This window comes from Exiguobacterium sp. K1 (assembly GCF_033721435.1).
Taxonomy (GTDB): Bacteria; Bacillota; Bacilli; order Exiguobacteriales; family Exiguobacteriaceae; genus Exiguobacterium_A; species Exiguobacterium_A artemiae.
The window spans coordinates 121,931-146,700 of the sequence record NZ_JAOTIT010000002.1; the positions used below are offsets into that span (position 1 = coordinate 121,931).

At 49.4% G+C, this 24,770-nt stretch carries 28 protein-coding genes; 6 read left to right on the top strand and 22 right to left on the bottom strand.

Annotation, left to right across the window (positions count from 1 at the left end; all coding sequences use genetic code 11):
* Positions 1–43: 43 nt before the first annotated feature.
* From N7U64_RS05975 to N7U64_RS06045, 15 genes are all read right to left on the bottom strand, one after another.
* Positions 44–868, bottom strand: coding sequence for a phytoene/squalene synthase family protein (locus tag N7U64_RS05975; protein ID WP_318928861.1), 825 nt, complete (start codon positions 866–868; stop codon positions 44–46).
* A 127-nt stretch (positions 869–995) separates the two neighbouring features.
* Positions 996–1,223 carry a carbon storage regulator CsrA gene (csrA, locus tag N7U64_RS05980; RefSeq protein ID WP_026827533.1) on the bottom strand — a complete coding sequence of 76 codons (228 nt, stop codon included), beginning with the start codon at positions 1,221–1,223 and terminating at the stop codon, positions 996–998.
* Positions 1,223–1,663 (bottom strand): flagellar assembly protein FliW, encoded by a 441-nt coding sequence (fliW, locus tag N7U64_RS05985; RefSeq protein WP_318928862.1) that lies wholly within the window; start codon positions 1,661–1,663, stop codon positions 1,223–1,225. Before fliW ends, csrA begins: the two co-directional genes overlap by 1 nt.
* A 4-nt stretch (positions 1,664–1,667) precedes the next feature.
* A complete protein-coding gene (locus N7U64_RS05990) occupies positions 1,668–2,246 on the bottom strand; it encodes a DUF6470 family protein (RefSeq protein ID WP_318928863.1) in 579 nt (192 codons plus the stop codon).
* A gap of 17 nt (positions 2,247–2,263) precedes the next feature.
* Complete coding sequence (flgL, locus tag N7U64_RS05995) at positions 2,264–3,223, bottom strand: flagellar hook-associated protein FlgL (protein ID WP_131502233.1); 960 nt, start codon at positions 3,221–3,223, stop codon at positions 2,264–2,266.
* 7 nt (positions 3,224–3,230) lie between these two features.
* The gene (gene flgK, locus N7U64_RS06000; RefSeq protein WP_114595071.1) at positions 3,231–4,760 is read right to left on the bottom strand and encodes a flagellar hook-associated protein FlgK; all 1,530 of its coding nucleotides are present in this window, start codon (positions 4,758–4,760) and stop codon (positions 3,231–3,233) included.
* A gap of 12 nt (positions 4,761–4,772) precedes the next feature.
* On the bottom strand, positions 4,773–5,180 hold the full coding sequence (locus N7U64_RS06005; protein WP_114595070.1) for a flagellar protein FlgN: 408 nt from the start codon (positions 5,178–5,180) through the stop codon (positions 4,773–4,775).
* Positions 5,181–5,272: 92 nt separating this feature from the next.
* Positions 5,273–5,521 carry a flagellar biosynthesis anti-sigma factor FlgM gene (gene flgM / locus N7U64_RS06010; protein WP_114595069.1) on the bottom strand — a complete coding sequence of 83 codons (249 nt, stop codon included), beginning with the start codon at positions 5,519–5,521 and terminating at the stop codon, positions 5,273–5,275.
* A 36-nt stretch (positions 5,522–5,557) separates the two neighbouring features.
* Positions 5,558–5,938 carry a hypothetical protein gene (locus N7U64_RS06015; protein ID WP_114595068.1) on the bottom strand — a complete coding sequence of 127 codons (381 nt, stop codon included), beginning with the start codon at positions 5,936–5,938 and terminating at the stop codon, positions 5,558–5,560.
* 42 nt (positions 5,939–5,980) lie between these two features.
* Positions 5,981–6,385 carry a ComF family protein gene (locus N7U64_RS06020; RefSeq protein WP_318928864.1) on the bottom strand — a complete coding sequence of 135 codons (405 nt, stop codon included), beginning with the start codon at positions 6,383–6,385 and terminating at the stop codon, positions 5,981–5,983.
* Complete coding sequence (locus N7U64_RS06025; protein WP_285801095.1) at positions 6,372–6,497, bottom strand: hypothetical protein; 126 nt, start codon at positions 6,495–6,497, stop codon at positions 6,372–6,374. Before N7U64_RS06025 ends, N7U64_RS06020 begins: the two co-directional genes overlap by 14 nt.
* A 127-nt stretch (positions 6,498–6,624) precedes the next feature.
* On the bottom strand, positions 6,625–7,839 hold the full coding sequence (locus N7U64_RS06030) for a helicase-related protein (RefSeq protein ID WP_214849586.1): 1,215 nt from the start codon (positions 7,837–7,839) through the stop codon (positions 6,625–6,627).
* A 159-nt stretch (positions 7,840–7,998) separates the two neighbouring features.
* Positions 7,999–8,844, bottom strand: a complete 846-nt coding sequence (locus N7U64_RS06035) for a DegV family protein (protein WP_318928865.1) — start codon at positions 8,842–8,844, stop codon at positions 7,999–8,001.
* A 134-nt stretch (positions 8,845–8,978) separates the two neighbouring features.
* The gene (locus N7U64_RS06040) at positions 8,979–9,674 is read right to left on the bottom strand and encodes a response regulator (protein WP_214765865.1); all 696 of its coding nucleotides are present in this window, start codon (positions 9,672–9,674) and stop codon (positions 8,979–8,981) included.
* Positions 9,671–10,843: a sensor histidine kinase gene (locus N7U64_RS06045; protein ID WP_318928866.1), complete on the bottom strand. Its 1,173-nt coding sequence runs from the start codon at positions 10,841–10,843 to the stop codon at positions 9,671–9,673. The genes N7U64_RS06040 and N7U64_RS06045 overlap by 4 nt, the downstream gene beginning before the upstream one ends.
* A gap of 98 nt (positions 10,844–10,941) precedes the next feature.
* Here N7U64_RS06045 and N7U64_RS06050 point away from each other — a divergent pair, with 98 nt between their 5' ends.
* The 3 genes from N7U64_RS06050 to N7U64_RS06060 all read left to right on the top strand — a co-directional run bounded on the left by N7U64_RS06050 (position 10,942) and on the right by N7U64_RS06060 (position 13,089).
* The gene (locus N7U64_RS06050; RefSeq protein ID WP_318929156.1) at positions 10,942–11,583 is read left to right on the top strand and encodes a YigZ family protein; all 642 of its coding nucleotides are present in this window, start codon (positions 10,942–10,944) and stop codon (positions 11,581–11,583) included.
* A gap of 68 nt (positions 11,584–11,651) precedes the next feature.
* Positions 11,652–12,683 (top strand): LCP family protein, encoded by a 1,032-nt coding sequence (locus N7U64_RS06055; protein ID WP_214849588.1) that lies wholly within the window; start codon positions 11,652–11,654, stop codon positions 12,681–12,683.
* Entirely contained in the window at positions 12,658–13,089 is a 432-nt protein-coding gene (locus N7U64_RS06060; protein WP_318928867.1) for a GNAT family N-acetyltransferase, read from the top strand. Before N7U64_RS06055 ends, N7U64_RS06060 begins: the two co-directional genes overlap by 26 nt.
* 297 nt (positions 13,090–13,386) lie before the next feature.
* Here N7U64_RS06060 and chrA read toward each other — a convergent pair whose 3' ends face one another.
* From chrA to N7U64_RS06080, 4 genes are read right to left on the bottom strand one after another with little or no spacing between them, the layout of a single operon-like run.
* Positions 13,387–14,544, bottom strand: a complete 1,158-nt coding sequence (gene chrA, locus N7U64_RS06065) for a chromate efflux transporter (RefSeq protein ID WP_318928868.1) — start codon at positions 14,542–14,544, stop codon at positions 13,387–13,389.
* A gap of 54 nt (positions 14,545–14,598) precedes the next feature.
* Positions 14,599–15,720, bottom strand: a complete 1,122-nt coding sequence (locus N7U64_RS06070) for a DUF418 domain-containing protein (protein WP_318928869.1) — start codon at positions 15,718–15,720, stop codon at positions 14,599–14,601.
* 55 nt (positions 15,721–15,775) lie between these two features.
* Complete coding sequence (locus N7U64_RS06075; RefSeq protein WP_012371341.1) at positions 15,776–16,819, bottom strand: glycosyltransferase family 4 protein; 1,044 nt, start codon at positions 16,817–16,819, stop codon at positions 15,776–15,778.
* A 57-nt stretch (positions 16,820–16,876) separates the two neighbouring features.
* A complete protein-coding gene (locus tag N7U64_RS06080) occupies positions 16,877–17,278 on the bottom strand; it encodes a hypothetical protein (protein ID WP_012371342.1) in 402 nt (133 codons plus the stop codon).
* 292 nt (positions 17,279–17,570) lie between these two features.
* Between N7U64_RS06080 and N7U64_RS06085 the strand changes: the two genes are divergently transcribed.
* On the top strand, positions 17,571–19,052 hold the full coding sequence (locus tag N7U64_RS06085; protein ID WP_318928870.1) for an N-acetylmuramoyl-L-alanine amidase: 1,482 nt from the start codon (positions 17,571–17,573) through the stop codon (positions 19,050–19,052).
* Between the two features lie 151 nt (positions 19,053–19,203).
* Here N7U64_RS06085 and pgmB read toward each other — a convergent pair whose 3' ends face one another.
* Complete coding sequence (pgmB, locus tag N7U64_RS06090; protein WP_214849598.1) at positions 19,204–19,866, bottom strand: beta-phosphoglucomutase; 663 nt, start codon at positions 19,864–19,866, stop codon at positions 19,204–19,206.
* Positions 19,867–20,142: 276 nt separating this feature from the next.
* Here pgmB and secA point away from each other — a divergent pair, with 276 nt between their 5' ends.
* Both secA and N7U64_RS06100 read left to right on the top strand, forming a co-directional pair.
* Positions 20,143–22,503, top strand: a complete 2,361-nt coding sequence (secA, locus tag N7U64_RS06095) for a preprotein translocase subunit SecA (RefSeq protein WP_318928871.1) — start codon at positions 20,143–20,145, stop codon at positions 22,501–22,503.
* Positions 22,487–23,245: an SLAP domain-containing protein gene (locus N7U64_RS06100; protein ID WP_318928872.1), complete on the top strand. Its 759-nt coding sequence runs from the start codon at positions 22,487–22,489 to the stop codon at positions 23,243–23,245. Before secA ends, N7U64_RS06100 begins: the two co-directional genes overlap by 17 nt.
* Before the next feature lie 50 nt (positions 23,246–23,295).
* Here the strand turns inward: N7U64_RS06100 and N7U64_RS06105 are convergent, their stop codons facing one another.
* Complete coding sequence (locus tag N7U64_RS06105) at positions 23,296–23,628, bottom strand: Asp23/Gls24 family envelope stress response protein (RefSeq protein ID WP_234944539.1); 333 nt, start codon at positions 23,626–23,628, stop codon at positions 23,296–23,298.
* Between the two features lie 51 nt (positions 23,629–23,679).
* Complete coding sequence (locus N7U64_RS06110; protein WP_214765882.1) at positions 23,680–24,747, bottom strand: acyltransferase family protein; 1,068 nt, start codon at positions 24,745–24,747, stop codon at positions 23,680–23,682.
* Positions 24,748–24,770 lie beyond the last annotated feature (23 nt).

The window sequence follows — 24,770 nt, forward strand, 5'->3', positions numbered from 1 at the left end:
GGAGGCACTGTTCCGAGGAACAATGTCTCCTTTTGTCTATCCATTATCGTTTTAGAACGGCACTCCCGACAATTTTCAGGACTTCCGGCCGGCTGAGTTTTTCTTTTCCCCGTGCGAGCGCATCCAGTGTTCCGTGGGCGAGTGCAAGCGGAATCTTGCAGAACTCATAAATCGTCGTCTCTCTTGGAATCGAGGCGAGATATGCATCGGCTTCCGCCAGATTCTCCCGGGCATACTCGAACATCGTCTCCGTCGTCCAACCCGGTGGGAAATAGCCGACACCGCGTTCGGCGTCCTCCTGTTGATTGCGCAGGATGTTGACGGCCTGCAGTCCCCGTCCGAATCCGATTGCCTGTTGCTTGTCCGTCACGATACCGGCTTTCCAGTACCAGATGTCGGATAACATGACACCGACCAGTCCCGCAACGTAATACGTGTACTCGTCAAGATCTGCTGCCGTTTTGACCGTCCAGTCCCGCTCGGCCCAAGTGGCCATGCCTTCTGCCATCTCGGCTGTCGATTCCAGGACTTTCGCCCGAATACCGACCGGACAATACGCAATCCATTCTGACAGGCGCAGCGTCACTTCCGGCAACTGATTCGCGTAAGGGGCGATCATCGTCCGGTATGTCTGCTCGTCGAATGTTCCCCGTATCATTAACGCCGTTTCGCGCAATAATGTCGTCTTGACCCCGGTCGGCAATTCTTCGTGGTCCTCGATTTCATCGATCGCCCGCATACATAAGTAAGCCGCACCAACGGCTTCCTGTAGTTCCTGTGACAGACGGCTGATCGGTATATAAAATGTCCGGCTCGTCGCTTTTAATACACGATTCGCATCTTTCTTCAGCTGCTTCGTCTCATTCATCCATTACACTCCCTCTTTAGTCAAAAAGGTTTCTTTTCTCTACATTACTATACACGATTCAAAAGAAATGAGCATTTTTTTGTTGAACGAAAAAACAGGACCGACATTGAAGTCCGTCCCGTCCTGGTCATGTATCTGTCCGTTGTTTTAATAATTGGCTCATCAGACCGGTACTTTGCGAAGCTTCCGCGTTTTCATCCTGAATCGCGAGATAGATTTCTTTGCGGTGGATGTCGATTTGCCGGGGCGCGTTGATGCCGAGTTTGACCTGATCCCCTTCGATTGCGAGAATCGTCAACTCAATATCATCCCCGATTTGAATCGCTTCTCCCGTTTTTCGTTTTAAGACGAGCATCAGTGGCCACCTACTTCGGTCAAACTGCCGATCATCCGACGATTCGCATACGTTTCATCGAGAATGATCTGTTTCGCTTGACGGCGTTTCGTCTCCATGACGAATGGTGCCCGTAAGTTCGTCGTCGATTCCTGGAACGGTTCACGTAACGTGACCGTCGTATAGACGGCGACTTGTGCCGTTTCCTGAATCCCAAGTTGTTCCTTCGCCGATTCCGGTAATTCAAACACGTAATCCGGATCAATCCAAAATGGATTCGTCACGACAAACGCACACTCCGGCTGGTCAATCGATTGGAATGACCAAAAAGGAATCCCTTCTCCGAACGGTAAGAGGATAAAGCGTCGTGCTTCCGGAAAACCCGGTACTTCCGAGGCGAAGGTGATGATTTCACTTTCGTCGACTTGAACCGGACCAAAAAAATCAGTCATGATTTGCATATGATTATCCTTCCCCATCGAACATGCCGCCGACCGGCCACATATCCAGTTGATTTTGTTCCCGCAGATAAATTTCGACCGTACCTTCCGTCACATTCAACTCCGGTCGATTGACCTGAACCTCGATTCGCGGTCGTTCTGCTGTGTAATTGAGTTGCACTTCCGCCGGTGTATAATTGATTTTGACGCGTTCGAGACTGCGTGGCGAAAAGCCGAGTGTCGTCACTTCAGCAGGCGGTGTGTCCCGCGATTTTGCGACGCGGGAGACCGCATTTCCCCCTTGCTCGATTCGCATCAATTGATCGCCTTCAGACGCTACCCGGCCAACTGCCTGTTGCCCCATCTGACGACCATATTCTGCATAACGCTGGACTGACTCAAAAGCTGGAAGTCGTCCCGTTTCAATCATCGCTTGGGTCGAATCAATTTCGAGTCGTGCTGCGACGGTTTCAATCGACAGATTCCCTTTTGGCTGTTCAATCGATAATGTCGCCGGTGCCTGATGTTGCTCAAGTGTCGCACGGGTGGTGTTGATTCCAATCTTCGCTGACGTTTGACGCATCTCAAGATGTGGCAGATTCACCGTCCGTCATCTCCTTCTTAACGTAAGAAATCAAGCAAGGTTGGCTGAATGATCCGCGCCCCCGCGCTGAGTGCCGCACGATGTAACGTTTCATACGACTTCAGTTCCATGATGACTTTTTCGGCTTCGATGTCTTCGTTATCCGACATGACCGATTTTGCGATAATTTCTTGATCTTCCAGACGAGATGCGTTCAGTTCAAGTCGGTTGACCCGCGCCCCAAGGTCAGCACGCGTTTCGACCGTCTGATTGAGCATACTATCAAGATCTTTTAACATCCCTGATAATTCGGCTCCATTATTTGAACTATCAACGGCACCTGCGTCTGAAACCCCACCAAGAGCATCGTATAATTTTTTGAGCGTCGTGAACGTTTCCGGACTAAATACATTTGTCGGTGAAACGTTGACTTGAACTTCAATTCCGGAAGAGATTTCATAACGGATGACTTCTTCTTCTTTTAGAGTTGGATCACCGTCTGTAAATACGGTATTAACCGCCTTACCCGGTGTTGTTAAATATTCTTTCAGACCTTCCATCGAAATGAAGGGTTGATCCGTCTTTGTTCCATTAAAAATGGCTTTTTCATTATATTTCGTGTTCGCCAGTGTCCCGATATGTTCAATCAGCTGACCCACTTCGCTCTGAATTGCTTTCCGTTGCGTAGCATCATACGTATCCGTCGCAGCTTGTGTCGTCAATTCGCGGACCCGACTCATGGCGGATGTCACTTCGTTGAGCGCCGAGTCCGTCAAGTCCATCCAACCTGTCGCTTCATTGACATTTTTTTTGAACTGTTCGACTTCACGCACTTCTGTCCGGTAACGAATCCCTTGCATTGCGACGACCGGATCTTCAGATGGTCGCTGAATCTTTTTTCCACTGATTAATTGTTCCTGCATCGCACTCAGTTTTTGATAACTGGCGGAAAGATGTCCGATATTTGTTTTCGTCAGCATCGTTTGTGTTACGCGCATTTAGTCATCACCGTCCTACGATTCCCATACCATTGATGATTTTATCAAGCATCTCATCAACCGTAGTAATATTACGCGCTGCCGCGTTGTATGCATGTTGGTACTGAATCATCATCGTCATCTCTTCATCGATTGAAACAGCCGAAACCGACATACGGCGCTGTTCCGCACTTTCCATCAAAACGGCAGAACTCTGACCGAGCCGAGCGACCTGATCCGTCGCGACTGCCATATCTCCAATGACATTTTGATAAAACGAACCGATTGTCGTCGTCGTATCGGATCGTTCAAAACGAATGTTTGCCGTTTTCATGTTGGCCAGTTTCAAGGCACCGGCACTATCACCGATGTTTCCGTCTGTCGAGGTAGCAATGTTATCCAGGCTCTTTTTAATGTCTGCTCCAAGCGTAATCGACTTTGCTGTGATTACTCCTCCGTTGGAAGAAACAAAAAATTCACTTGTACCCGCTGTTTTGTCTTTTTTTACATTCGTCGCATGAGCTTCGTTGAATGCTGTCGCAAACGTTGCTGCCATCTCATCCAGGTGTCCCTGCATATTGACATACTCACCCGTTGCTTGACCATCCTCAACGTGTCCGTACATCTCAATCAGACCAATTAATCGACCTGATGAAAAACCACCGGCTGCGTCAAATGAGATCGTTTGTGAATCTGTTTTGAATCCTGTATAGAGACCATTGTCATCTGTTGTAAAGGTCAACGTTCCTGCTTTTGGTAAATCTGAATCCACTGCAAGCAACTTATCCCCATTCGGTAATTTGATTCGAACATCAATCCGACCTTCTGCCGTTTTAACCGTATTCCCAAGTGTTCCTTGCTGAATCGCATCACCGTCGACTGATACTTTTTCAAAATCAACGTACTCTGCGAGTTCATCGAAATAACGGTCTCGTTCATCATAAAGTGCATTTGGTAACACACCAAGCGGTTCGACTGTATGGATTTCAGCATTGATATTATGAATCTTTTTGAACAGATCATTTACTTTTTTAGTCGAGACCTCAATTTCACTTTTCAGGTCACCTTGTACTTGATTAAGTGCCTTCGCCATATAATTAAACGTTTGTGTCAATGTCTCCGCTTTTTGACGGACGACACTCCGGGCACCTGAATCCTGGGGATTCGTTGATAAGGTCTGAAGGGATTCCCAAAACCCGTCAAATGCTTTAGACAAGCCTGTATCCGACGGTTCATTGATGACATCTTCCATACGACCGAATGCTGCTTCTTTTGTACCATAGTAAGATGTCTTCGTCGCCTCGTCTCGATATTGTTTATCGAGCATGACATCGCGGACACGTTCGAGGAGTTCACCTTTTACACCCGTACCGATTTGTCCCATTTTACCTGTACCGATTGCCATCGACAATTGCTCTGTCGTCGCCATGACAAGACGTTGCCGTGAAAAGCCGGCCGTTCCTGCATTGGCGATATTGTTTCCGGTCGACTGGAGCGCCCACTGATTCGTCGTCAGTGCACGACGACCGGTTTCAAGCCCCATGAATGTTGAACCCATGTATTTGCCTCCTTAAGCATTTCGATTGAAATGTGCGCGATCAAGCGCGGACTGACCATATGTAAAATCATCTGCTTCTGGTATCAGCAATTCCAGATGCCAGTTTAAATAGTGTAACGATTGAGTGAGTAAGTCAGCGTTCAACTCGTTCAGTACCTTCAACTGACCAATCGTTTGAAGCAACCGACGCATGGAATCGACATCCTCCGGGTGCGCTTGCAGCCACTCCGTCATCGTCATCGTCCCCATCTGAGCGAGACGCTGCTGCTCCAACTGTTCGATTCGTTTTAAATGAATCGGTTCTTCCTTGACGAGCTGCGAAAGACGCGGCATATCATTTTGAATCAAGACCTGTTTTTTTTCTTCCGCCAGTTCCAGTAGTGCGGCATGTTCCGCCGTCAGCTGATCGATGAGTTCCATCCGTCCTGTCCTCCTCCGTCTATGTTCGTTCATATAAAAAGCGACCCGCGCATCCGTGCCCCGAGTCGCCTCTATTGTTTAAGTTAGTCTTCTTACAAGTTCAAGAAACGTTCCGCGATTTTCTTCGCATCCGGTTTGTAGGTTCCATCCTGAATGGCTTGTCGAAGAGATTCAATTTTTTCGGTCCGTGAAGGCGTCGTTTCGTTGAAGCGCAGACGTGCTTCGCTTGAAATCGTCACTTCATCCGGCCGATTCGTACGTGTTGGTTCTGTTCCTTCTACTTTTTGATTTTTTTCGTACGTCTTAGGCATGTTAACCCACTTCGTAGAATCAATTCGCATGTGAACACCTGCTTTCTAGACTACAAGATTCTTAATTCAAGTTCGATACGTTCGCGGTTTCGAAGGGGCAGAAGAATCAAGCATCGCTTGGGCGAGTTCACGTCGTAATTTCTCACGACATTCGGCACAAATCGTGCCATCACGGGAGGGCTTCCCGCAACTCTCACACATGATCTCCATCTGAGAAATTTCAGAGATCAACAATCGCCCTTCTTTAATGTAACGGAAGACCGTTTCTCTCTTTACTCCGATAGCCATCTCAACATCTTTAGGTGAGGTTCGGACTTTTCGCCGTTCTCGCAGGAACTCACGCACCTTCTCAAAATCAGTATGATCTTTTCTGATACAATCGACACACAGATCAGAAGATTGACGAACAAATAACTTCCCGCAAGTTTTGCAGTTTAATACATCCATTTCCTTCACCTCATATTGAATATCGGCAGGAATGAAGATTTTTTAAACACTTCGAAATAAAGTTACCGCAGAAATTTCTTTGGCGCCGGCTTCATAAAGCCGTGAAGCCGCTTGGTGCAAGGTGATTCCGGTCGTATAGACGTCATCGACCAGCAAAATCGTTTTTCCGGTCACCGGCTGAATGACGTGATACGGATTGTCCCGTTCCAGTCGTTCGTGCCTCGTCTGATGGCTGAATGCGGCTCCATCCGCCCGTTCGAGCACGAGCCGGACCCGTCCCCGCATCATCCGGGCAATCAGTTCGGCTTGATTGAAGCGGCGTTCGCGCAACCGTTCCGGACTGAGCGGAATCGGCACAATCCAGTCCTGTTTGACTTTTACCTTTTTGAGCTCTGTTTTAAACACGTCGAGCAAAGCCGTGTCCCCGAGAAACTTATACCGTTTCATGAACGCCTTTGCTTGTGTCTGATAAAGAAATAGCGGGTGCGTGACCAATCGTCGTCCATGGTTGCGCCAGTTCTGACAATCCGAACAGAGCGGCAGTCCCGGTTTTCCGCAATCCTCACACCCTCCGCATTCCCCTCTTTTTACAAATTCTATTTTACAGGTCGGACACAGGGTTTGACTAGTCCAGACATTTGATAACGTCCAGCCGGGTAAAAAGTCCTGCCTGCACAGGTAACAGTTCATCGAAATCCCTCCCGGTTCGCTCGTTTAATGTGATGAATCGCTTGGTACATCGCATCGGACCGGTCATTCGCAAACAATACGACGTCCCCTTCCGGAAAATCAGCATTTCGTCCGACCCGTCCGCTGATTTGAATCAAGGCCGCACTGCTGAAAGATTGATCGGCATCGAGAACTGCCACTTGAACGTCGACTAACGTCACGCCCCGTTCGAGGATCGTCGTTGTCAACAAAATACCGGTCGTCTGACGGAAACGGGCGACCTTTGTGACCCGCTCCGGATCGGCAGCATGGACGGTTTCGCACTCGATCCCCTGCTGATGCAAAAAGGTCTGCCATGTCTCAAGCGCCGCGACTTGCGGCACGAACAACAGACGTGGTTTAGTCGCATGCGTCCGAAGCCAGTCTACGATATCCTGTTTCGTATAGGGAATCTGCAGGCGGGGAATCGGCAACGGAAAACCATGATAGCGGCGCATCAAACGAACCGTTGGCAGGCGTTGATCGCGCAACGAAGGTGTCGCACTGAGTAAAATCAAAGAAGAACCGGGAGCCGTCGCCTGACGGACATAGCGGTGTAACGTCCGATCGGTCCGGTACGGAAAGGCATCGACCTCATCAATGAAGACGACGTCAAAACACGCGCGGTAATGAATCAATTGATGGGTCGTACTGATTGTGATGTCGCCGAGTCCCAACCGGTCAGCGGACCCTCCAAACAACGAAACGATGGTTGCCTGTTGAAACGCCCGTCTCAGATGCCCTGTCAATTCCCGGACGACGTCCGCGCGCGGCGTCGTAATCAGGACACGGCGATTCGTACAAAGTGCCCGTTCGATGCCCGGAAACAACATCGGCGTTTTTCCGGCGCCGCAGACGGCATGGACAAGCATCTTCTCTTGTTGATCAATCGTCCGGATAATCGCATCGGCAATCCGTTGCTGATCACTCGTCAAATTCAGTTCCGTATGATAATCGGGACGGACGGGGTCAAGCGGGCGCGGATCCGTGACAAGGCGGTCACACGTCCGCAGTTTGCCGAAAATCAAACAATGGCGGCAGTAATAACAGCGTTTCCCGCACGTACACGGTCCGCGGGTCGGTAATTTTCCGCACCGCTCGCAACGCCACGTGACAGCCGGCCGGTATTCAAGAGGAGCATCGACCGACATGTCGAGTCGGTAGTCGGGAATCAATCGTCCACGTAAATCCATAAGTCACTTCCTTTCGTTGACTGACTCTCCTTTTCGGCAAGTCGAACGGACTTCCTGCCGCCGCCTGGAAGCATCCATTTAGCATAACGGGACGAAAAAAGCGTACCTGCTTTCGCAGATACGCCGTTGTTCATTGTATGTCCTATGGATAATACAGGGTTACGCTTCTTGATACCAGGTGATGCCGATCGCACCGGGTCCTAAGTGGGTCCCGATGACAGGACCAAACACACTCATCTCAATCCGGGCGTCCGGGAACCGTTCTTGCAGGACGGCAATTTCCGCTTCCGCTTTTGAAGAGTCTTCCGCATGGATGACACCGATGACATGACCGGCACCGGTTCCTTGAATCGTCTCATCCATCATTTCCTCAATCCGTTTGACGGCCCGTTTGAACGTCCGGATTTTTTCGAACGGCACGATTTTCCCGTCAACGAAATGAAGCACCGGTTTGATTTTAAGGAAAGAACCGACGACAGCTTGTGTCATGCTGAGACGTCCGCCGCGTTGGAGGTGTTCCAAGTCATCGACCACGAAATAGGCACGGATGACTTCTTTTAATGCTTCAAGACGGGCGACGATTTCAAGTGCCGTCGCGCCGGCGTCACGCATCCGAACTGCTTCCTTGACCAGGAAAGCCTGCGGCATGCAGGAGATCCGCGAATCAATCGGATGCACCTCGACGTGTTCGACCATCATGTTGATCGTATGTAGTGCCTGGTACGTCCCGCTGATTCCGCTCGATAGCGTGATGCCGATGATATCCGTCCCCTGCGGCAACTGTTCAAACGATTCAACAAGATCGCCGATGTTCGGCTGTGATGTCGTCGGTAAACTTCCTGTCTGAATGCGTTGATAAAAATCAGGTACGGAAATATCGAGTCCTTCACGATACGCATCTCCGTCGAAGATGACACTAAGCGGTGCAACGTGAACATTGTTTTCTTCACAATAGGTAGTTGGCAGATAGGCAGTGCTATCCGTTAAAATCACAATTTGGCTCATTCGTGAATTTCCTCGCTTTTAAGAGTTCCGTCGTGACATAAGGTATTCTGACAGGTCACAATCGCTTATTTATCATATCACAGGTTGAAGTTTTAAAAAAAGAAAGACGGAGCCGAATCGGCTTCCGTCCGTACTTAAACGACGACGACCCAGCCGCGGCGAATCGCTTCGACGACAGCACCGGTCCGGTCGGGCACATTCATTTTACGTAAAATAGAGGAAACGTGGTTTTTAACGGTCTTCTCACTGATGAACAACGTATCGCTGATTGCCCGGTTCGAGAAACCGTCCGCAAGTAGCTGCAACACTTCGCATTCCCGGCGTGTCAACACGTGCAGCGGTGCTTCGGCAACACGTTTTTCAATCGGTTGCGAAGACATCGTCTGCTTCATCTTCATCAGACGACGGTATTCCTGTAACAAGTTCGGTGTGACTTTCGGGTGAACGTATCCGCCTTCGCGGTACACGGACCGGATGGCATTGACCAGTTCATCCGTCGCCATCTCTTTTAAGAGATAACCGACCGCACCTGCGCCAAGCGCGTGCATGACATAGGTTTCATCGTCATGGATCGACAGGATGATGACCCGGACTTCGGGATGAACTTCCATCAAACGTTTTGTCGCTTCGACACCATTGACTTTCGGCATATTTATATCCATTAAGACGATATCAGGCTGATGTGTTTCAACGAGTGGAATCACGTCTGCTCCACTCTCGCCCTCCGCGACGACGACGAACTCTTCTTCAAAATCAAGAATCCGTTTGACGCCTTCCCGGAATAACTGATGATCGTCGATGATGACTACTTTTACTTGCTCGTTATTCACAGTGTTTCTCCTCTCGCTCCGGATTCCTCAACTGGAATCCTTACCTTGATGACTGTCCCTTTACCCGGCTGCGTCTCAATTTCAAACTCACCGTCTATCAATTCAATCCGTTCCCGCATCCCGATCAGTCCGAATGACTCATCGCACGATTCGACAATCGAATCAAAGTCAAATCCAATCCCGTTATCCTTGACGTGGATTCGGACGGAATGTTGATACTGTTCTATGATAATACGAATGTCCCCTGCTTTGGAATGCTTAACTGCATTTTGGACCGCTTCCTGGACAATTCGGAAGACGGCGACTTCATAGGTCGATTCAATCCGTTCCCCGCCACCGAGATAATTAAAGTGAATCGGAATGCTGGAGATTTCCTGCATATGCCGTAAATACCGTTCCAGTGTCGGGACGAATCCGAGATCGTCAAGCGTCATCGGACGTAAATCGTAAATGATGCGGCGAATATCGGCGAGTCCGTCACGGATCAATTTCCGCAGACGGTGGATTTCTTCAAAGGCCGCTTCTGCACCGTTATGTTGGTGAATCTTTTCAATTAAATCGGCGCGGATCAACACATGTGCAAGTGTCTGCGCCGGACCGTCATGCATATCCCTCGACAGGCGGCGCCGTTCATTTTCCGCCGATTGGAAGACCTTTAAGCCCATCTCCTGTTTTTGCATTGCTTTTTCGTACTTTTCGTTCATGACCTGCATGTCGTCCGTCAGGAAGTTCAGCACGACGGAAACCCGGCTGATCAACATGTCGGCACGTTCAATCGTTTCATCCAGTTGAACGAGACGGCGTTCCAGCTCGTCCCGGCGCTTTCGGCAGTTCATCTCATCACGTTGATTGATGAACGATTCGAGTTGGAGTGCGTTGGCTGTCTCATAAGCAGTCCGGATGTCTTGTTCTGAGTAGTTGTCGAAGTTTTTACTCACGATGACGAGTCGCGCTTTCGAATCCTTAATATGTCGTTCTAGCCGTTCAGCTTCTTTTATATAGTCGTGAACGCGTATCTTCAGTTCCCGTAACTCCTGCTGGATTTCAGCATACTGTTCCCGCGAACTTTCCGTAATCCGGACGATTTCTTCCCGGCTTTCTTCTACGACACCAATGATGTTCTGTACGATATCATTCAAGGACAGTCGCTCCCCCATCTCATTCGTCATACTACTCCCTCCGTTCCTTGCCAGTCCCCACGGTTGTCTCTCTCTCGAATCGTCGTTATGCTAGAAAGAACTAGTTAACGAGGAGGACATTTTTGATTATGACATTATTTAATTATTATACAGTAAAAGAAAACGGTTTCCATGAAATCATTATCCAAAAGTCACGATTTATTACATATTTGGCGCGTGCCACCTCGGAAGAAGAGGCACAGCGCTTCATTGCCGACCTCAAAAAAAAACATTCGGATGCCAATCATAATTGCTCCGCTTACGTCATCGGTGAACACAATGAGATTCAAAAAGCCAACGATGACGGGGAGCCGAGCGGAACGGCAGGCGTCCCGATGCTCGAAGTCTTAAAAAAACGGAATCTCCGCAATACCGTTGTCGTCGTGACCCGGTACTTCGGCGGCATCAAGCTCGGCGGCGGCGGCTTGATCCGGGCTTACGGTTCCAGTGTTTCGGAAGGGTTGAACGCTGTCGGCATCGTGGAGCGGATTGCCCACGATTTAGTCGAAGTCACAGTCGATTATACATGGCTCGGAAAGCTGGAGAATGAGTTACGGGCAACCGAACACATCATCGATCAGATTCATTATCTCGATCATGTCAAAATCGATGTCTGGGTCGAAGAAACCGCCGTCCCCGCTTTTATGGAATGGATGACGAATTTGACGAACGGACAGGCTCTGCTTGAGAAAACCGATTCGCGCTATGTCGAACGTGACATTCAACCTTGACCTGCTATACTGATTGTAAAGAATTTAAAAGTTTTTTAATAATTCAGTAAAGTAAGGAGTAATGAACCGTGGATGATTCCAAACGATCCCGTTCTGCCAAACCAAAACCAAAGCGGTCGTGGTTTAAAGTGTTCGTCACCGTCTTTCTGGTCGTTTTCATCGCCGGAGGTGCTGCATTTGCCTATGTCGCCAACAAAACGTTTCAAACAGCTAAACAATCGGAAGTTGAACTGTCGCGCGGAGATAAATCAGATAAGCGGGCTGCTGCCGTTGACTTAACGAAAGATCATTTTTCCGTCCTGCTCGTCGGAACGGATGAACGTCCCGGCGATACGTCCTCACGCGCCGATACGATGATTGTCGCAACATTCAACAAAACGGATAAACAAGTCAATTTACTGAGTATTCCCCGTGATTCCCTCGTCATGATTCCGTCTGTCGGGTACGAAGATAAAATCAATCATTCCTACGCGTTCGGAGGCATTGATTCAACGATTGAGACCGTCGAAACGTTACTTGATATCCCGATCGATTATTACGGCTCGATCAACTTCAACGGTGTTGTCGCGATCGTCGATGCCGTCGGCGGCATTGACGTCGATGTCAAATTACCGATCGATACGTTGAACTCCTCCGATAAAAAAGGCGGCGTCAAGCTCGAACCCGGTCTTCAACGGTTAAATGGCGAGGAGGCCCTCGCCTATGCCCGGATGCGTTACGAAGATCCGGAAGGCGATATCGGGCGGACGAAACGCCAGCAACAGGTCGTCCAGGCGATCATCGATCAATCGACGTCATTCGGATCCATCACGAAGCTGAATAAGCTGATGGATGCGACGGGTGATAATTTCACGACGAACATGTCCCTGACGGAAGCGTTCCAATTACAACCGTTCGTCAAATCCTTGAACACCGTCAACCGGATCGACTTAAAGGGAACCGATACAAAAATCAACGGTGCCTACTATTATCAGCTTGACCCAAGTTCACTCGCTGATGCGAAAACAATGTTAAAGGAACAGCTGAACTTACCGGAGACGGCTGACGATTCGACCACTACACCGGAGGTTTCCAATGATTCGACCGTTGAAAGCAACTGATTATCCCGAACTTCACCGGCTCCAGCAACAAGCGTACCGTGTCGAGGCTGATTTAATCGGTGCCACTTTCTTTCCGCCGCTTCTTCAATCGGAAGCAGCACTTCACGAAGAACAACCGGCCGGTTACATCACGCGTCTCGACGAACGGCTCGTCGGCGCTTTGACCGTCGAAGGGGAAACGATCACCCGGTTGCTCGTCTCCCCGGATTCTTTTCGTCAGGGCATCGCGACGCAATTGATCCGGCATACCTTGGAACATCAAGCGCTTCGTATCGTTTCGACGGCCGCATTAAACGAACCGGCTATCGCCTTGTATCGCCAATTCGGATTCCGGCCTGTTCATCAAGTCAGACGGGATGCAATCGTTCTCGTGACACTCGAACGTGACGACGCACTGGATACGTGAAAAACCATAGAAAAAGAGACTGACTCAAAAGCCAGTCTTCACAAAGACGAGGGTGGCAGATTATCATTCTGCCACCCTCGTCGCGTACAAAAAAAGAATCACTCGTCACATGCCACTCCTACAGGAAAAAGTGCAAGCTGGCTTGCGCTGTCAGAGACGAACAAGACCAGGGTTCCTGCCTGAACGAGGCAGGGAAACTGGCTTGTGTCTCGCCTGAGGAAAGGGCGTGAAAAGAGGAGTGATTCTTTTTTAAGTCATCCCCTTTTCAGCTGTAAAAACTCGTACGTTTAATACCAATCAGAACCAACCCATGATCGATCCAATCACCGCACCGAGGATAACAATCCGGAGCGGTGATTGTTTGTAGAAACGCAGCAGACAAAACAGTCCGAAAGCAATCAAAAAATCGACTCCTGTTTTGACACTCGACGTGAAGATCGGGTCATATAACGCAGCGAGCAGAATACCGACGACTGCCGCATTGACCCCAATCAGCATCCGGCCGACCGGCTTGTTGCTACGGACCCGGTCCCAAAACGGCAGGACACCGAGGACAAGTAAAAATCCGGGCAGGAAAATCGCGAGCGTCGCAAGGATTCCGCCCGTCAATCCGTTCACGACCGTCCCGAGATATGTCGCGAAGGTAAAGAGTGGTCCCGGAACGGCTTGTGCTGCCGCATAACCGGCTAAGAAACTATCACCTGTCAAAAAGTTCGGCACGAGCGATTGCTGTAAAAACGGCAGAACCACATGTCCGCCGCCGAATACGAGGGCACCCGCACTGTACATGATACTTGTCAGTTGAAGATTTCCGGTTGCAACATTCGCTAAAATTGGTGTCGCAACGAGCAACAAGACGAACAAAATCAATGCACCGATACTGAGAAGACGCGGAACACGAATATCTAATTTCCCGCCACCTGCAGGTTCATCTTCAAACCAAAATAAACCGATCAGTGCCGCAACAAGCAAGACACCGACTTGCGCGAGTGGATGGGCAAGCAACAAGACACCAGCCAACGCCAACAACATCAAAGATAACCGTTTCGGCCCGACGGCAAGTTTTGTCCCCATACCGAGCACGGCGTCCGCGACGATCGCGACGGCGACAAGCTTGAGACCATGGATGAAACCGGCTTCTGTCAAATCAAATTCGGTTGCGAGCACCGCAAACAGAATCAGCAGAATACTCGACGGCAACGTAAAGCCGATGAATGAGACGATCGCACCGACGACACCTCCCCGAACGAGACCAATCCCCATCCCGACCTGACTCGAAGCCGGTCCGGGCAGAAATTGACAAAGGGCGACGAAATCGGCGTATGCTTTCTCATCCACCCACTTCCTTCGCTTGACATATTCCTCGTAAAAGTACCCTAAATGGGCGACGGGTCCGCCAAATGATGTTAATCCAAGTTTTAATGACACGATGAAAATTTCAATCCACCTGTTCATCTGATCACCTCCACGCTAAATTATACGAAAACTTTGTAAATTTTCTGTGACCATTCAGGTGTTTCGTGATTTTTTCCGCCCATATGTGATAGTTCTCCAAAAAGTCTCGACAGGCCCTTGACGGTAGCGTTTTAAATACCAGTTCGAGAAGATGACTTGTACCACCAATACCGCGATCACCAGCAAAGTTCCTTGCCAGAGCGGAATCGTCCCGTACCGTCCGGTCATGAACAACACCAGTGTAAAGATGACCGTCTGCATGAGGTAATTCGTCAACGCCATCCGTCCCAATACTTGAAATCCGCTTAACGGACGCCCAAACCGGACGAGTAAGGCAATTCCCGCCGCATATGCGACAGCGAGCGTGCGACCCGACAACCAGACAAAAAAGTAATTGGCCAGTCCGTCCGGGAAACGGCCTTGATGAATCTGAACGACCGGATAGAGCAACGGCAATGACAGCAACAGACTGGCACCAAACACAAGACCAATCGTCCGGGTCGCCGGCGGGCGCACCGTGAACCGCTCCATCAAGTAAGCCCCGATTAAAAACAGGGAAAGAATTTCCGGCCAGATGGCCAGAGAATTCGCCAAGCCGTGCGGCAATTGAACGGTCGCATGATAGGTGACGAATGCCGTGACGTCACGCGCTGCCACGATCGATTGCAACGTCGTATCCGGGTCCGGAATCGACCGGTCGCCGACGGACTCGGCATATTGATAAATTGACAGATACCGGAAGAAGACATACAGCTGTAAGGCGAGAGCGGCCCACAGTTTCGTCGACGGTCGTGTCTGAATGAACGCAAGCAGCATCAGACCGCACAGGGCATAGGTCTGCAGGATATCTCCTCTCCAGAACAGCAGATGGATGAGACCGAACAGAAATAAAGCGAGTAAACGGCGGACAAAAATCCACAGTGATTTGCGTTTTACCCGCAAGCGGTCGATGAACAGAATGAAGCCGGCTCCGAATAAAACGCTGAACAACGTATAGAATTTTGTTTGGATGAACAGGTCAAACAGGAGACGCAACAGCTGATCGGTGCTCCCCATCTCACGCGTGAAACGTTCGCCGAGAAAGCTCGGCATATTAACAAAGAGGATGCCGCATAAAGCGAATCCCCGCAACACATCCAGATAGATAATTCGGTCGGCTCGTTCAATCGGATTCATTTCGACTCCCCTATCGCCAAATCAGCCGCCCAAATTCCTTTGAGCGGCTGATTGGTCATTTTGATGTCATTCGTTCCAGCAAATTCAGTAACGGTCGATAGCGCTCGCCCAGTAATCCAAGCGATTCGACTAAAATATCGAGTACGAGCAATAACATCAGCAAGGAAACGAGTGCTCCCAGCGAAGTCGTTTGTGAAAACAGGACCGCTGTCATCCCGAAGACGGCACACAGTCCGTAAATGACGAGTACCGCCTGCCGCATCGTAAATCCAAGGTCAAGTAACCGGTGATGCAGATGGGCTTTATCCGGTGCAAACGGTGGTTTTCCCTGTAATACCCGGCGCACAATCGCAAACAGCGTATCGGAAATCGGGATGCCGAGCAGGATGACCGGCACTGCGAGTGAAAACAGGGTGACGTTCTTGAAACCAAGCAACGACAAGACACCCAACATGTATCCGAGGAATAACGCACCGGTGTCTCCCATAAAAATCTTGGCCGGATAAAAGTTGTGGAACAGAAAACCGAATGTACTCATCAATAAAAGAATTGCGACAATCGTCACGTAGACATTGCCCTGGATGACGGCCAGGCTGATCAGGGTCAGCAGGACGATACTTGAAACCCCTGCCGCCAGTCCGTCCAGTCCGTCAATCAGGTTGACGGCATTTGTGATGCCGATGACCCAAAGAAACGTCAGCGGAACACTCCACCAACCGAGATACAATTGTTGATCGAACGGCAGATTGATGAACTCGATCCGGATCCCGCCGTTTAAGACGACCACGGCCGCAACGATCTGCCCCATCAGTTTCAGTCGGGCATTTAATTGAAAACGGTCATCGAGTGCGCCTGTCAAAATCACGACAAAGCCTCCGACCAGAATATGTGTCGCATACGGGCTTGAAGGTTGCAAAATAAAGTAACCGATCATAAATGCAATGTAAATCGCAAGACCGCCTAAACGCGGCATAATTCGTACGTGTACTTTTCGTGCGTCCGGACTGTCAACGGCACCGACGGCAATCGCAAAGCGTTTTACGACGGGTGTGATCAGTAAGGCCGCGATAAAACAGACAATGGACGCCGTCCATAACATAATAACATCACGCTCCTGCGCGAATTATATCATAAAAAAAAAGAGCCGACGAGCGGCTCACATGAAGATTGGGACTTCTGCAGATGGATCATATGTATAGATGCCGCGTCCGACTTTTTTAATCGCCGGATTCGCTTGTTCCACTTTTGCCATCAGTTGATAGATGTTGCTGATTTGGTGACGGTACCGGAGTTCCAGTTCCATTTGAATGTCCCGTGCCGACATTGATTCGCGTTCACGCATCAAGTCGCTGATTTGATGCACATAAACTTCCAGTGGGTAACGTTGGTTGACTCGGCGTTGCTTGAGCGGACGTTCCTGTGTCACGGCAACTTCTTTTGCCGAATCACTTGTTCCCCGACTTAATTCTGCGATTAAATATTCAGCGCGCCGTTGCAGACGACGGTATTCCTCTTCAATTTCCATCAGTTCTCGGTAGATATGTTCACTCGATCCCATTTGTTAACCCACTTTCCTAAATTAAACATAAATATTTCAATTATGTTTCAATTGTATGTTTTTTGAAATAAAATAAACTACAATTTGCCTCTTTAATATATAATTTTATTATATATTTAATTATTCTGTAATATTTTTCTCTCATTGGTTGTCACTTGACTACACTTCATATTAACAGAAAGGAGATAGAACGGAACAGATAAATTATAAATTAAACTATTTTAAAAATACTTAATTGACTATATAAGCATTTCTACGTATTCATTCTACTTAAAAGGAGACTGGGAATTTAATGGACAAATTAACTAAAATCCTCACAATGACGCTAGTACTTTTGCTTCTAGTGACCATCGCTTTTCCGTCCTCATTAGTATCGGCTGCTTCCGGCGTAACGTTTACGAAAACGACCTATCAAACGACAGATTTACTGAATTTACGTTCGTCCGACTCGGTTTCCTCCAAAAAATTAACGACGATCCCGAAAAAAACGACGCTGACGTCCAACTACCGGATCGGTGACTGGTATCGTGTCACACACAGCGGAAAGACCGGTTACGTACTCGGTCAATACTTAACGAAAGTCGTCAGCGGGACGGCCTTCGCGAAGACGGCCTACCAGACGACGGATGCTTTATCGTTGCGTCAGGATGCTTCGACATCTTCAGTCCGCCTTTTGACCATTCCGGTCAAGACGACGGTTACGTCGAGCTTCCGTGACGGCAATTGGTACAAAGTGACGTATAACAATAAAACCGGTTTCGTATCGGGTGCCTATCTAAAGAAAGTGACGGCATCGTCGACAGCCTATACGACGACGGAACGGCTGAACTTCCGGACTGCACCGACGACATCTGGCGCTCTATTGATGACGATTCCGAGCAATCAAGTCGTCCAGTCCTTATCCGTCAGCTCCAACTGGCACAAAATCAGTTACGGCGGGAAAACCGGATATGTCATGGGGACGTATTTAAAAAAAGGTACGGCTTCTCCGACCGTCCCGACTGCCGGAACGGCGGATTACAGCGGTAGCAAGATGTACGTCCTGATTGATGCCGGAAGCACCGTCGCCTTACGGGCATCCGCTTCCGTTCTCAGCGGACAAATCACCCGTCTCGGCCGTGGTACACCGGTTGTCGTGACAAACAATCTTCATAAGACACGTGGTTTTGTAGCTGTCCAAACAGCTGACGGACGTCGCGGTTATGTGGAAGCTACTTATTTGACGCTCTTTCAACCAAGTCCGTCTAATCGTCCATTGATTGTCCTCGATCCCGGACACGGTGCTTACGATCCGGGCGCTGTCCGGGCAGGACTCGCAGAACGGGACATCGTCCTGTCTGTTGCCCGTCAAGTCGCCGGTCTGCTGGCAGGAAAAGTGGATTTGACGTTAACACGCTACACAAACGATTATTATCCGTCACTCGGCGACCGGAGTGCGATGGCAAACGCTTTGTCGACGTCACGGTTCGTCAGCATCCACATCAATGCTTCGAATGCCGTCAGTGCGTCCGGTGCGGAAAGTTACTACTATAGAGGAGCGGCTTCGATTCAACTTGCACAGGCAATCCAGCAACGGCTGACAGGTTATGCCGGCATGCGCGACCGCGGTGTCCACTTTGCCAATTATGCTGTCATTCGCGGAACGCAGGCACCGGCCGTCCTGGCGGAACTCGGTTTCCTATCGAATGCGTCAGATCGTGCGAAACTGGCAGACCCCGCTTATCAGGCACGTTACGCCCAGGCGATTGCCGACGGTATTCTCGCGACACTTTAAGTTCAAAGACTGTAAAACGCTCATTCCGTCTATCGGAACGAGCGTTTTTTATATGACAAAAGGACCGCTCAGGGAAGCGGTCCTTTTGTACTCACATGAAAAGAGATTGATCAGATAAAACCATCTGCCATCAGGGAATGGCGGATGTTCATTAGCGACTAGCTAGAATCTGCTCAAGGGAAAGCAAATCCGTCGAATCGACACGATAGTCTGCCTCATGTAACGTCGTTTCCGGACCGACTCCGACAGCGTACATACCCGCTGCGTGAATGGCCGTGATTCCTGCCGCTGCATCTTCTACACCGATGCAACGTTCAGGTGCGACGCCAAGCGCCTCTGCTGCCCGTAAAAACACTTCAGGGTGTGGTTTTGACTGGGCGACGGTTGCCGCATCGACGATGTCATCAAAATAGTGCCGGACTCCAAGTGCCTCAACGACAGTCAACGCATTTTTAGAAGCTGACGCCATTCCGATTTTCAGCCCAGTCGCACGGATTTCATCCAGGAATGCAATGATTCCCGGTAAAAGATCCTGTTCTGAAATATGTTGGATCAACGTGACGTAATGGTCGTTCTTTTTCGTTGCGAGCGCTTCTTTTTCCTGAGCGGTAAAAGCATCCTGCTTCCCGCCAAGTGTCAAAATCCGCTCCAGTGAATCAGTCCGACTGACGCCTTTCAGTGTTTCGTTGAACTCCCGGTCGAACGGAATGTCCAACTCCTCACCCAGTTGTTTCCAAGCCAGATAATGATACTCGGCTGTATCGGTAATTACGCCGTCCAAGTCAAAAATGACCGCTTCAATCGTTGGTGCCATCCGACATCCATCCTTTCATCCATCGTACATGAAAGACAAGAAATCGAATGATTTGCGCAAACGATTGCACTTGCCTCAAGAATTATTTTACCTGTTCCCCTCCCCCTTTGCAAGCGTTATCAAAAAACAAATCCAAATCGTTTCCCTTTCTGAAAAGAAACCGTTTTCAATTTCAAGGGAATGTTTTACTTATTTCGTTCTTTTCTATTCGTTTTACAATTTTTAACTGTTATAATAAAAGCGAGTTTGACAGTCGAACCGAAGGAGTGACCAATCATGTTTCAGCGCGTTAAACAATTAATAGATGAACAGAGTCGCAGAATGCGTCGTTATGAAAAAACCGTTTTATTAATTAACAGCTTAGAAGCAGAAATGGAACAAAAAACGGATGAAGAACTACAGCTTTTGACCACATCTTTGAAAAATCGTCTGCAGGCCGGTGAGAAAATCGAGGCAATCACCGTGACTGCCTTTGCCCTTGTCCGGGAAGCCAGCAAGCGGACACTCGGTCTTCGTCATTACGATGTCCAGTTGATCGGCGGACTCGCCCTTCTGTCCGGACATATCGCCGAAATGGCGACCGGTGAGGGAAAAACACTCGTCGCGTCACTCGCTAGTTTCACCCAGGCCCTGCACGGTCAAGGGGTCCATGTCATCACCGTCAACGAATACCTCGCTCAGCGTGATGCGGAACAGATTGGTCAGATTCACCGTTTCCTGGGTTTGACGGTCGGCATCAATTCAGCAGAACTGTCATTCGAAGAAAAACAGCAGGCTTATGCCGCTGATATTACATACGGAGTCGGAACGGAATTCGGCTTCGACTATCTGCGGGACCATTTGGTCATGCGGCAGGAAGATCGTCTGCAACGTCCCCTCCGCTTCGCGTTAATCGATGAAGTCGACAGTGTCTTGATCGACGAAGCCAAAACCCCTCTCATCATGGCGGAACGGGACACCGTTCACGAAGGTTTACAACAGTTGGTCCGTCATGTCGTCAAAGACTTTAAAGAAGACGCCGATTATACGTTCGATGAAGAAATCAAGGCGGTCGCCTTGACGGATCAAGGCATCGAGACGATTGAGCGGACTTTCGGCATCAATCAGCTGTTTGCAGCGGAACATGCTGTCTTGTTCCATTATGTCATTCAGGCGCTGCGGGCTCATGTCGTTCTCCAAAGAGACGTTGATTACATCGTCAAGGACGATAAGATTGCACTCGTCGACCTGTTCACCGGTCGTTTGATGGAAGGACGCAGTTTATCGGACGGTCTCCACCAAGCGCTTGAAGCGAAGGAACACGTCAGCGTGACCGAAGAAAATCGGACGACAGCGCAAATCACGATCCAGCATTACTTCCGTCTCTATCAACAAGTGTGCGGGATGACCGGGACCGCTGCCACTTCCCGTGATGAATTTTTGAAGACGTACCGGATGGATGTGGTATCGATTCCACCGAACCGTCCGAAAATCCGAATCGATGAAGCGGATGTCCTGTTCTTGACGAGTCCTGAGAAATACAGCGCGATTGCGGCAGCGACCGAAACAGCTCATTCGACGGGGCAACCGGTCTTGATCGGAACGACTTCGATCGAACAATCCTTAAAGGTGGCAGACGTCCTCGATCAGCGGCACATTCCTTACGAGATTCTGAACGCCAAAACGGTCGACCAGGAAATTCGGATCATCGAGTCCGCCGGCCGCCACGGCCGGGTGACGATTGCGACGAACATGGCAGGACGCGGAACGGATATCCTGCTCGATGATGCGGCGAAAGCGCAAGGCGGTCTGTTCGTCATCGGCACGGAACGTCACGAATCAGTCCGGATCGATAACCAGTTGCGTGGCCGGGCGGGACGTCAAGGAGATCCCGGTCTGACACGTTTCTACCTGTCGCTCGAAGATGAACTGCCTCGACGGTTTGCCCGTGAACGGTTAGAGCGCGTCAAAAAGAAGCTCGGTTCCGTCACCGGTCCGATCAGTGCAAAAGAAGCTCAGCAGCTGATGGCTTATGCGCAGGAAACCTGCGAATCGGTCAACCGCAGCGTCCGTGACGATCTCGTCCAACTCGAGGAAGTCATCAGTGAACAACGTCTTGCCATCTATCGTCTCCGCAATCAAATCGTTGATTCGGCGACACTGGACCAATTCGTCCAGCCGTTTGCCGCCCGGACCGTCCACGCCTATCTCGATCAGTATTTGACGGACGACCTCGTTCCGGAAGAATGGCCGATTGAATTATTGACGACGGAACTGGAACAATTGTTGCATCAGCCGGTCGAACTGCCTCTGGCTGACTCGATTGAAACAATCAAACAGCAATTGGAACCGCTCATTGCTGCGGTCGACCAGCGAATGGCCTTACAGATCACCGAAGATGAAGAAACGGCGCGACGGTTCATGTTACTGGCACTCGATGAGCAGTGGACGAGTCATTTGACAGCGATGAATTCCCTCAAGGAAGGGATTCATTTACGTAGCTACGGTCAAGAACAGCCGGTCCGGATTTTCGAACAGGAAGGTATGGATTATTTCCGTTATGCGATCTTCAGTTTTGAAAAACAAGTCGTTTCCGGACTATGCCGTCTGGAAGAAACCACTCTGCAAGGAGGACTGCTTCATGCAACCGTCGATTGAAGATGAAATTCAACCTGCGCTTTACTTTACCGAAGATATGCCGATCGTCAAAGAAGACGAGTATGTTTTTCGGTACGCACTCAATCAGTTACCGAAACTCGGACCGAATCAGTTGGCTATCCACCTCTTTCAAGTATTGCAGACGGAACCGTTGCAGCTGATTGCGTTGTTCCAAAATACACTTGAACGTTCTTTCCAGCTCAATGATCTGGTTGTCCTCGTCCTGTCAAGCGATCAGCTCGTCGCAAGGAAGACATTTACGATTGAAGAGGTACCGGTGTTGCTTCCGAAAGCGACCTTACCGCTTTGGCTCGACTTTTCGGAGGAAGAGCAGTTCGTCGAGTTGTCGACGCTTGATGCTCCGCTCGAACTGGTTTTCTCCAATGAACAGTTAACGGATCTCGTCATCGATGATTCCTTTACTGCTTCGGAGCAACGCCTGATTCGTCAAATTGCTTTCTCTCATCCTGCTCCACCGACAGACGGCTGGTCCTTGTTGCCGGTCTCAATTTTCAAACAGGAACAGATCGTCGAGTCCATTTTACTGGTCCGCAATCCGAGTGGACAAACGCTCGAACTCGACTCACTTGCGTTTGAGTTGTTGCTTGGTGATCAGGTGGTCGCCGTAACCCGGCATGCCTCGGTGACCGTGTCTCCGCAAAGCGAACAAGCGGTCCGCCTGCTGTTTGACTACACGGCACATCCGAGTGATGCTTTGGCTTTACGGTACCTGCCGGAATAATTCCTTCAAAAAAAGGGGCTTCTCGTCAATGACGAAAAGCCCCTTTTGGATTATCCTTTTAATAAACCGATGACACGAACATTGACCGCTTTCGGCTGGAATGCCAACATGTTTTCCATGTCTTGGGCAATCCGTTCCTGTACTTTTCCTGCTGTCTTGATAATCGACATCCCGTATTTGATATGAACCGAAAGACTGACCGTAATGGCACCGTCCTCGTCTTCGACCTTCACGAGCTTGACCATCTGTTTTTCCTGTAACTTCGAATCGTCCTGAGTAAAAGCAATTCCTTCTGTTTCCTGAACCGCTACCCCGGCAATCACTTCAATCACTTGTTGAGAAACGTTGACGACACCATCCGCATTGTTTAAGTTATACGACATACTTTCCACGCCCTTCATCTATTAATCGCTCTACTTTAAAGTGTATAGCATTTAACCTTTTTTTGAAAGGTCTTGTCGTTCTTCGACGATCGGACGAATATCGATTTCGATCAACGGACGCATCAGACGGACAATCAACGGATGAATGATGACGCCGACAATCAACAAGGCGACACCGATGACGATCAGCAGGGCGAGCCAGGTTTGCGGTACGAAGGCTGTCGTTACATACTGCCGCCATGCCATGACGAAGAAGACGTGCAACAGGTAGACATATAAACTGAGTTCCCCTGCCCGCGTGACGAGCGGCAGACGACGCATCGGGACGAGCATCATGAAGCCAAGCGACGCCGTAATCGACAGGAAGTAGATGACACTGTGTTTCAACACACCGATCCAGGCATCACTGTCGTACTGTTCGACATACGGGAAACGATGTTTGAACGCATTTGCCAAGGCGACGATTTCCTGCGGTGTATCGCGCCATGCTTCATAGAGAAGGAAGCCGACGACGCTTGCGAAAGCCAGCCCGCCGATCAATCGGACGTTCATCCGCCGTTTAAAGCTTTTCGGCATTTCGAAAATCCGGATGAATTCGTGTTCCGACAAGTAGTTCCCGAGCAGGAAGTACGGATAGAACATGATCAATTTTCGTAAAGCCAGAAATCCGGTGTTTTCTAATTCAAAACCGTATAATAAGGCAAAAGCGAGTCCGAACCAGACATAGCCGCGCAGATGGACGACATACGGCGTGACGATATACCAGACGACCATGACGAATAAATACCAGAGTGCCCAGTACGGCCGGAGCAGATGCGTTCCGAGATTTTGTCCGGATAACAACGGCAGTCCTTCTCCAAACGTTGCCCATGAGCCAATCAAAATCTGCCAGACACAATAGACGGCAAACAGTTGAATGACACGCAAGTATTTATTTTCCCGGAAGAAGTAGCCGCTTAAAATAATGAATAATGGCATGTGAAACGAATAAATGACCAGGTACACTGTTTCGAGTAACTTTCCATCGTAATCAAACCGTAAATCCGTCAGCATGTGACCAATTACTACGAAAATGACAAGGAATCCTTTGATATTATCAAACCACGGATTTCGATTCATGTTACACTACCCCTTATACTCCC

Excerpts from the sequence above, each read along its gene's own strand:
- N7U64_RS05975 (WP_318928861.1), bottom strand. The coding sequence starts at position 868 with ATGAATGAGACGAAGCAGCTGAAGAAAGATGCGAATCGTGTATTAAAA.
- csrA (WP_026827533.1), bottom strand. The coding sequence starts at position 1,223 with ATGCTCGTCTTAAAACGAAAAACGGGAGAAGCGATTCAAATCGGGGAT.
- fliW (WP_318928862.1), bottom strand. The coding sequence starts at position 1,663 with ATGCAAATCATGACTGATTTTTTTGGTCCGGTTCAAGTCGACGAAAGT.
- flgL (WP_131502233.1), bottom strand. The coding sequence starts at position 3,223 with ATGCGCGTAACACAAACGATGCTGACGAAAACAAATATCGGACATCTT.
- flgK (WP_114595071.1), bottom strand. The coding sequence starts at position 4,760 with ATGGGTTCAACATTCATGGGGCTTGAAACCGGTCGTCGTGCACTGACG.
- N7U64_RS06005 (WP_114595070.1), bottom strand. The coding sequence starts at position 5,180 with ATGGAACTCATCGATCAGCTGACGGCGGAACATGCCGCACTACTGGAA.
- flgM (WP_114595069.1), bottom strand. The coding sequence starts at position 5,521 with ATGCGAATTGATTCTACGAAGTGGGTTAACATGCCTAAGACGTACGAA.
- N7U64_RS06015 (WP_114595068.1), bottom strand. The coding sequence starts at position 5,938 with ATGGATGTATTAAACTGCAAAACTTGCGGGAAGTTATTTGTTCGTCAA.
- N7U64_RS06020 (WP_318928864.1), bottom strand. The coding sequence starts at position 6,385 with ATGAAACGGTATAAGTTTCTCGGGGACACGGCTTTGCTCGACGTGTTT.
- N7U64_RS06030 (WP_214849586.1), bottom strand. The coding sequence starts at position 7,839 with ATGGATTTACGTGGACGATTGATTCCCGACTACCGACTCGACATGTCG.
- N7U64_RS06035 (WP_318928865.1), bottom strand. The coding sequence starts at position 8,844 with ATGAGCCAAATTGTGATTTTAACGGATAGCACTGCCTATCTGCCAACT.
- N7U64_RS06045 (WP_318928866.1), bottom strand. The coding sequence starts at position 10,843 with ATGACGAATGAGATGGGGGAGCGACTGTCCTTGAATGATATCGTACAG.
- N7U64_RS06050 (WP_318929156.1), top strand. The coding sequence starts at position 10,942 with ATGACATTATTTAATTATTATACAGTAAAAGAAAACGGTTTCCATGAA.
- N7U64_RS06060 (WP_318928867.1), top strand. The coding sequence starts at position 12,658 with ATGATTCGACCGTTGAAAGCAACTGATTATCCCGAACTTCACCGGCTC.
- chrA (WP_318928868.1), bottom strand. The coding sequence starts at position 14,544 with ATGAACAGGTGGATTGAAATTTTCATCGTGTCATTAAAACTTGGATTA.
- N7U64_RS06070 (WP_318928869.1), bottom strand. The coding sequence starts at position 15,720 with ATGAATCCGATTGAACGAGCCGACCGAATTATCTATCTGGATGTGTTG.
- N7U64_RS06075 (WP_012371341.1), bottom strand. The coding sequence starts at position 16,819 with ATGTTATGGACGGCGTCCATTGTCTGTTTTATCGCGGCCTTACTGATC.
- N7U64_RS06080 (WP_012371342.1), bottom strand. The coding sequence starts at position 17,278 with ATGGGATCGAGTGAACATATCTACCGAGAACTGATGGAAATTGAAGAG.
- N7U64_RS06085 (WP_318928870.1), top strand. The coding sequence starts at position 17,571 with ATGGACAAATTAACTAAAATCCTCACAATGACGCTAGTACTTTTGCTT.
- pgmB (WP_214849598.1), bottom strand. The coding sequence starts at position 19,866 with ATGGCACCAACGATTGAAGCGGTCATTTTTGACTTGGACGGCGTAATT.
- secA (WP_318928871.1), top strand. The coding sequence starts at position 20,143 with ATGTTTCAGCGCGTTAAACAATTAATAGATGAACAGAGTCGCAGAATG.
- N7U64_RS06100 (WP_318928872.1), top strand. The coding sequence starts at position 22,487 with ATGCAACCGTCGATTGAAGATGAAATTCAACCTGCGCTTTACTTTACC.
- N7U64_RS06105 (WP_234944539.1), bottom strand. The coding sequence starts at position 23,628 with ATGTCGTATAACTTAAACAATGCGGATGGTGTCGTCAACGTTTCTCAA.
- N7U64_RS06110 (WP_214765882.1), bottom strand. The coding sequence starts at position 24,747 with ATGAATCGAAATCCGTGGTTTGATAATATCAAAGGATTCCTTGTCATT.